At 70.3% G+C, this 6553-nt stretch carries 6 protein-coding genes and 1 pseudogene; 4 read left to right on the forward strand and 3 right to left on the reverse strand.

Annotation, left to right across the window (positions count from 1 at the left end):
- Positions 1 to 166 precede the first annotated feature (166 nt).
- Entirely contained in the window at positions 167 to 1018 is an 852-nt protein-coding gene (locus BM536_RS02700; RefSeq protein ID WP_073499607.1) for a helix-turn-helix domain-containing protein, read from the forward strand.
- Between the two features lie 8 nt (positions 1019 to 1026).
- Positions 1027 to 1215 carry a DUF397 domain-containing protein gene (locus BM536_RS02705; protein WP_094102453.1) on the forward strand — a complete coding sequence of 63 codons (189 nt, stop codon included), beginning with the start codon at positions 1027 to 1029 and terminating at the stop codon, positions 1213 to 1215.
- A 48-nt stretch (positions 1216 to 1263) separates the two neighbouring features.
- Here the strand turns inward: BM536_RS02705 and BM536_RS02710 are convergent, their stop codons facing one another.
- Both BM536_RS02710 and BM536_RS02715 read right to left on the reverse strand, forming a co-directional pair.
- Positions 1264 to 1818: a DUF1062 domain-containing protein gene (locus tag BM536_RS02710; RefSeq protein ID WP_073499615.1), complete on the reverse strand. Its 555-nt coding sequence runs from the start codon at positions 1816 to 1818 to the stop codon at positions 1264 to 1266.
- 206 nt (positions 1819 to 2024) lie between these two features.
- Positions 2025 to 2819, reverse strand: coding sequence for an MOSC domain-containing protein (locus BM536_RS02715; RefSeq protein WP_073499611.1), 795 nt, complete (start codon positions 2817 to 2819; stop codon positions 2025 to 2027).
- A 181-nt stretch (positions 2820 to 3000) separates the two neighbouring features.
- Between BM536_RS02715 and BM536_RS02720 the strand changes: the two are divergent.
- A pseudogene (locus BM536_RS02720) lies at positions 3001 to 3705 on the forward strand (DUF4142 domain-containing protein); the annotation flags it as partial.
- A gap of 55 nt (positions 3706 to 3760) precedes the next feature.
- On the opposite strand, the gene BM536_RS02725 reads toward BM536_RS02720, so the two are convergent.
- The gene (locus tag BM536_RS02725) at positions 3761 to 5425 is read right to left on the reverse strand and encodes a glycoside hydrolase family 13 protein (protein ID WP_094102454.1); all 1665 of its coding nucleotides are present in this window, start codon (positions 5423 to 5425) and stop codon (positions 3761 to 3763) included.
- 320 nt (positions 5426 to 5745) lie between these two features.
- On the opposite strand from BM536_RS02725, the gene BM536_RS02730 reads away from it, so the two are divergent.
- Positions 5746 to 6553, forward strand: an 808-nt coding sequence (locus BM536_RS02730; protein WP_170109872.1) for a hypothetical protein, incomplete at its 3' end; no start/stop codon positions are given.

The raw sequence follows: 6553 nt of genomic DNA on the forward strand, positions 1-6553 counted from the left end.
GGTGGCATTGCCGCGACCGCCATGGCAGGACGGTGCGGTGCGCTTCCGCAGGGTGTTCAACGCATCACCGACGGTAGACCTTAGATTTAAGAAACGGCAAGCCGGTCGCGTAATCTGACGCCCGAACGAGTAGCACCTAACGGTGCGTTGAAGCAGGGAGTGGCCGATGGTGACGAGGCGCGAGCCCACCGCACGGCAGATGCGTCTAGCCGTCGAGCTGCGCAGACTTCGCGAGGCAGCAGGCCTCACCGCCCGGCAGGCCGCAGCACTCCTCGGCGTGAACTCCGTTCAGATCAGCCAGATCGAGTCCGGCGTCTCAGGCGTGAGCGAGAAGCGCCTACGCAGTTTGGCCGCGCACTACGCGTGCATGGACGAGGCCTTCATCGACGCACTGGTGGCGATGGCCACGGATCGGACACGCGGATGGTGGGAGGACTATCGGCGCCTGCTGTCGTCGTCGTTCCTAGACCTGGCCGAGTTGGAGTATCACGCCTCACACCGAGTCGACTTGGAATTCCTGCATGTCCCCGGACTGTTCCAGACGGAGGACTACGCCCGAGCCGTGTTCTCGTACGGGGTCCCACAACTCCCTGAACACGAGGTGGAGTTGCGCGTTCGCCACCGGATGCAGCGCAAGGTGGTCATCGAAGGGCCAGCACCCATCCCCTACGAAGCGGTGATCCACGAGGCTGCACTGCGCATCAGGGTGGGCGACCGCTCTGCCACCCGCACTCAGCTCACCCGCATCCTGGAACTCTCGTACGCCGACAACGTGACAGTGCGGGTCATTCCGTTCGACCTCGACGACTTCGCCGGGGCCTGGAGCGCCATGATGATTGCAGGTGGCCCTGTGCCCAAGTTGGACACCGCGGCACGCGACGCAGCGCACGGCACCGTTTTCATCGACTCCGAAGCCCAGCTCGGCGCACTTCGAACACTCTTCCGTAAAGTGGAAGCGGCGTCACTCGACCCCGATCGTTCGCGTGACTTCATTCACCGCGTTGCGAAGGAGCTATGAGGCACACCATGACCGCCCCCCAGAACTGGCAGAAGTCATCCTTCTCCGGCGGAGCTGAGGGCAACAACTGCCTCGAACTAGCCTCCACCCCCACCACCCTCCACCTCCGCGAGAGCGACACCCCCGCCACCGTCCTCACCACCACCCCCACCCCCCTCACCCACCTCCTCGACGCCATACGCGCCCAGGCCCTCTGAGGGAGAGGCGGGGCTGCCGGGCTGGTGCCGGGCAGCCCCGCGGGGCGGTCAGTGTTTGAGGGTGAAGGTGAAGTCGCCCGACAGCTTGCCGGTCAGGCGCGCCGCCGAGACGAGCTTCCCGTCCTCGATCAGTCGCTCGACCTCCGCTCGCGTGAGGCCGCAGCCTTCTGCGATCAGCCGTACCGGACGGACGGGTATCCGTGCCGTGAAGCGGACCGCGACGTCGATCACCTCGCGGTCGAGGTCGCGGTGGTCCGAGCCGCCGGTGTCGAGGCGCCAGGCGTCGGTCCAGTCGAGGGCGATGCGGTTACGGCGCCGTAGGACCGGGTCCTGGAGCAACTCGGCCGCGAGGCCGGGGTCGTTGTCGTGCAGCCGGTCCAGCAGGGCAGGGCGTACGGAGCGCACGTTCGTCCGCTCCAGGACCGTGAGCTTCGCCGTTTCCCCGCAGGTGGTGCAGAGGACGAGGAGCCAGGCGTCGATGAGCTTGTGGTTGGCGTTGACGCGGAACTTGCCGTCGGCCCGGAAGCGTTCGGACGCGCACGCGTGGCAGCGGCGGAGAACGACGGGCAGGCAGGTGGGCGCGACCACCCAGGTTTCGAGCAGCACAGAGGTACACCGGTTTCAGTGTGAGAAGACCGCAGCAAAAAGGAGCACGGCGCAGCTGTGCGACGCGCGACGATTCAGCACTCGGGGGGTCTCACACGGTGTACAACGGCAGTCCTTCGGCTGGGCGACGTGGTCCGGCAGCACGGTAGTGGCGCTCAGCGGCGCCGCTCCACCGGTTTTCGGGGCGAGCGCCGTGAGTCAGGTCAGGCGTCCATGACCTCCACCGCGTCTCCGACCGTCACCTTCCCCTGCCGTACGACGGCGAAGTACGCGCCGAACACGATCCCGTCCTCCCCCTTGCGGTAGTCCGCCAGCGTGCGCAGGGGTTCCGGGCCCGCCCGGCGGCCCGTGTCCTGGTCGACCATCGTGATGGCGCAGCGGACCGTCGGTTCGGTGAAGGCCAGTTCCGTGTCGCCGACCAGGAGGCGGGCGGCCGTGTCCTCGGTGTGCGGGGTGTCCCAGCCGTCCACGACGAGGTTGGGGCGGAAGCGGTTCATGGGGAGGGGGGCGACGCCCCGCTCGGCCAGGTGGCCGTTCAGCCGGTCCAGGCTCGCGCGCGAGACCACGTGCAGGCGGCCGTGGTTGGCCGCGGTGCCGCCGGGGGCCTTGCGTACGCGCAGCAGCCGGCTCGGGCGGCCGAGGACCCCCGTCACCCACGCGGCGGCCTCCTCGCCCTGGTCGACAGCGCCGTACGGCTGTCCCGGCAGGTCCGTGACCTCCTCGGCCTGTCCTTCTCCGTCCACCCTCAGGTCGTCCCGGTCCGGCGCCCGCAGGGTCAACCCGGCCGCTCCGTCCAGCACTTGGGGGGTTATCAGCGCGAGCCCGGGGTCCCCCCACTGCCAGCGCAGCTCCCCCGCCTCGTCGACGATCACGTACGCCCGGTCGTGCGGGAGCCCGTCGGTCGCGACGCGTGCCTCGGGCACCGCGACGCCCGCGCAGCCCTTCACCGGGTAGTACGTCAACTCGGTGACCCTCGGCTGTTCTGTCCCACCTGTCACTTCGCTTCCCTTCCCCCGCCGGCCGGTACGACGATTTTTGCCGGACGCGGTGAGTTCCGGGGGCCGTTCGTCCGTACTCCTGTGTGTCGGACCCCGTCAGGCAAGGACGAGCACGGGCGGTGTCCCCGATCAGGCAGGAGGAACGGTGCGCTTTTCGCGGAACGCGATAGGGACTGCCTTCGTGGGCGGCGCCCTGAGCTTGACCCTCGCGGCTCTGGCCTATCCGTCGATGCTGGGGCTGGACACGGTGTCCACCTCTGGCGACCGGATCATCGCCAACACCCAATGGGGGCCGCTGACGGAGAGCGACCGGGCGTTCGTGGTGGCCGTGAGAGCGGCCGGGCTCTGGGAGTACCCGGTGGGGTTCATCGGGTTGCAGAAGGGCCAGAGCGAAGGCGTCAAGACGGCGAGCGAGCACCTCATCGACGGGCACGCGGCCCTGGACACCACCTGCCGCAAGATCGCCCCGATGCTGAACATCACCCTGCCCAACGTGGCCAGCCCGCAACAGATCGGGTTCGTCAACAGCATGAACGCGAAGACGGGCAAGGACTTCGACATCGAGTTCGCCAACATCCTGCGCATGACGCACGGGTCCATCTTCAACACCGTGGCGAAGGTCCGGTCGACCACCAAGAACACCCTGGTGAGGGCCCTGGCCGACCAGGCCAACGACACGGTCCTCGACCACATCACCGTGATGGAACAGACCGGCATGGTCGACTTCGACCAGACCCTCTTCCAGCAGACCACGCCGCCGAAGCTCCCCAAGTCGGACATGACCCCGCCGCCCCCGCCCGCGGGGCAGCCGCTGATCGTCCTCACCCCGCCGCCGACCGCCACGTCCACACCTGTGGACATCGACGCCGCGTCCGTGTCGGGGGGAGCGCCGCTCCGGCGCCCGCCCCCACACCGACGGGCTGAGACGGCCCGCGTCCGCGCTACGCCAGCCACACCGTCGTGTCCGGGCCGATCCGCCCGTCACCCGTCGGCGGGGTGCTGCTCAGCAGCACCTCGCCCGGCGGGCACGGCACCGGCTCGTCCGACAGGTTGGCGACACAGCGCCAGCCGTCCGAGCGGGCGAACGCCAGCACGCCGGGCGGAGTGCCCTCCGCCCAGGTGAGGTCCTCGCCGTCCAGCAGCTTGCGGCGCAGGCGCAGGGCCCTGCGGTACAGCTCCAGGGTCGAGCCGTGCGTGCCGTCCTGCGCCTGGACGGCGTACCGCGCGAAGGACTCCGGCTGCGGCAGCCAGGCGCCGCCCGCGCCGAAGCCGTACGACGGGCCCGTGGTCGTCCACGGCAGCGGCACCCGGCTGCCGTCGCGGCCCTTGCGGACCCGGCCGCTCTGTTCCCACAGCGGGTCCTGGAGAACCTCCACGGGCAGGTCGGCGACCTCGGGCAGGCCGAGTTCCTCGCCCTGGTAGACGTACGACGATCCGGGCAGCGCCAGCATCAGCAGGGTGGCGGCGCGGGCCCGGCGCAGGCCGGCCTCCTCGTCGACGTGCGGGGCGTGGCCGCCGGACAGCAGCCAGGCGTTCTCGTCCGTGCCGGGCGGGAGCATCAGGCGGGAGGCGTGGCGGACGACGTCGTGGTTGGAGAGCACCCAGGTCGCGGAGGCGCCCACGGCGCGGGCCTCGGCGAGCGAGGAGGTGATGACCTCGCGGATCGCCTCCGCGTCCCAGGGCGCTTGCAGGTACTCGAAGTTGAAGGCCTGGTTCAGTTCGTCGGGGCGGGCGTACAGGGCGCGTCGGGCGCCCGGGACCCATGCCTCGGCGACCGCAGTGCGGGGCGGGGAGTAGGCGTCCAGGACGCGGCGCCAGTCACGGTAGATCTCGTGGACCTCGTCCCGGTCGTAGAAGGGGTGGGTGCCGGGCGGGAGCGCCATGAGGGCCTCCTCGCCGCTCGGTTCGGGGGCGCCGAGGTCGCGGAGCGGCTCGCTCAGGTCCTTGACCAGGGCGTGGGCCACGTCCACGCGGAAGCCGTCCACTCCCCGGTCCGACCAGAAGCGCAGGGTGGTACGGACGTCCTCGCGGACCTCGTCGTGGTCCCAGTTCAGGTCGGGCTGCTCGCGGGCGAAGAGGTGGAGGTACCACTGGCCGTCCGGGACGCGCTGCCAGGCGCTGCCGCCGAACACCGACTGCCAGTCGCTGGGCGGGAGTTCGCCGTGCGCGCCGCGTCCGTCGCGGAAGACGTAACGGTGGCGGGCCGGGGAGCCCGGGCCGGACGCCAGGGCCTCCTGGAACCACACGTGCAGGTGCGAGGTGTGGTTGGGGACGATGTCGACGATCACCTTCAGGCCGAGCCGGTGCGCCTCGGCGGCCAGCGCGTCGAAGTCGTCCAGGGAGCCGAGGCGCGGGTCGACGTCACGGGGGTCGATGACGTCGTAGCCGCCGTCGGCCAGCTCGGACGGGTAGAAGGGGCTGAGCCAGAGCGCGTCCACGCCGAGCGCGGCGAGATGCGGGAGGCGGTCGGTGATCCCCCTCAGGTCACCGAGGCCGTCGCCGTCGGCGTCGGCGAAGCTGCGCGGATAGACCTGGTAGACGACGGCCTGGCGCCACCAGTCGGGGTTGCGGGTGGAGAAGTCGGGGGCGGTCTGCTGGTCCGCCACGGGTACGGGGGCGGGGGGCTGGTCTGCCTGGGGTGCGGGCGCGAATTCTGTCACGCAGACAAGCTTGTCCACTTTGCCGGGAAGGGGAACGTCCGTACCTTGCGGAGTGGATCATTCCTCACGTGGGGGAGTTGTGGCGGAATCTAGAACTCCCTTGGTAATGCCGCAGGTTGACACGCCTCCGCCCCGCCAACCACCATGAGCGCACGCCGTGGCGCACGTGACCACTGAGCCCGGTGTTTCTTCTGAACCGCGCCATCACCCGGGCATCGCCATGCCGCGATGCCGCCGTGATGAGCACTCGCCAAGATGGGAATCGCATGTCCATAGCGAGACGTGTTTCCGTGCGCCGCCTGCTGGGGACGGGCGCCGCATCACTCGCCCTGTGCACCGCGTCCGTCGCCGCCGCCTCCGGAGCCTGGGCCTCCACCGGAACGCCCGGCGGCGACGGCTGGAAGTCCGGTGGCCAGTACCAGCCGGGTACCGGCGCGGGCACCGAGACGGAGACCGACGGCTGCCAGTTCTCGCTCGACGGCACGCACTTCCACGACTCCGTCAAGGTCGACGACCAGAACCTGAAGCCCACCGGCGACGGCAAGGTCCACCTCACCGTGCGGACCGCCGCCGGCGCCACCACCTGTACCGCCTCCCTCGCCTCCTACCTGGCCCACGGCCCCGACTTCCGGACCTCCGGCGAGCAGGTCTTCGTCGACTTCGACACCGTGACGGTCGGAGCCGGTGCCACCGACACCCTCGACATCGCCGTGCCCGACGCCGGCTGCTACGCGCAGATCGACCTCTACCGGGGCGCCGTGAAGTTCGACGGCAAGCTCGACGCCGAGGACGGCTTCGCCCACGGCGACCTGCCCGAGGGCCCGGACCGCCCGGTCATCAAGGACAAGCTGATCGCGGCCTGGAACGGCGGCGCGAAGGACTGCACCCCGGCCGAGCCCCCCGCGGAACAGCCCCCGGCGGAACAGCCGCCCGTCGAGCAGCCCCCGGCCGAACAGCCCCCGGCCTCCCCGTCCACGGAGGCGCCGCCGGAGAACCCCTCGGAGACCACCCCCTCGGCGACCCCGTCCACCTCCGCCCCGACCGGCCACACCTCCTCACCGAGCACCGCGACAC

Origin of the sequence: Streptomyces phaeoluteigriseus (assembly GCF_001896135.2) — a bacterium.
GTDB lineage: Bacteria > Actinomycetota > Actinomycetes > Streptomycetales > Streptomycetaceae > Streptomyces > Streptomyces phaeoluteigriseus.

Excerpts from the sequence above, each read along its gene's own strand:
- BM536_RS02705 (WP_094102453.1), top strand. The coding sequence starts at position 1,027 with ATGACCGCCCCCCAGAACTGGCAGAAGTCATCCTTCTCCGGCGGAGCT.
- BM536_RS02700 (WP_073499607.1), top strand. The coding sequence starts at position 167 with ATGGTGACGAGGCGCGAGCCCACCGCACGGCAGATGCGTCTAGCCGTC.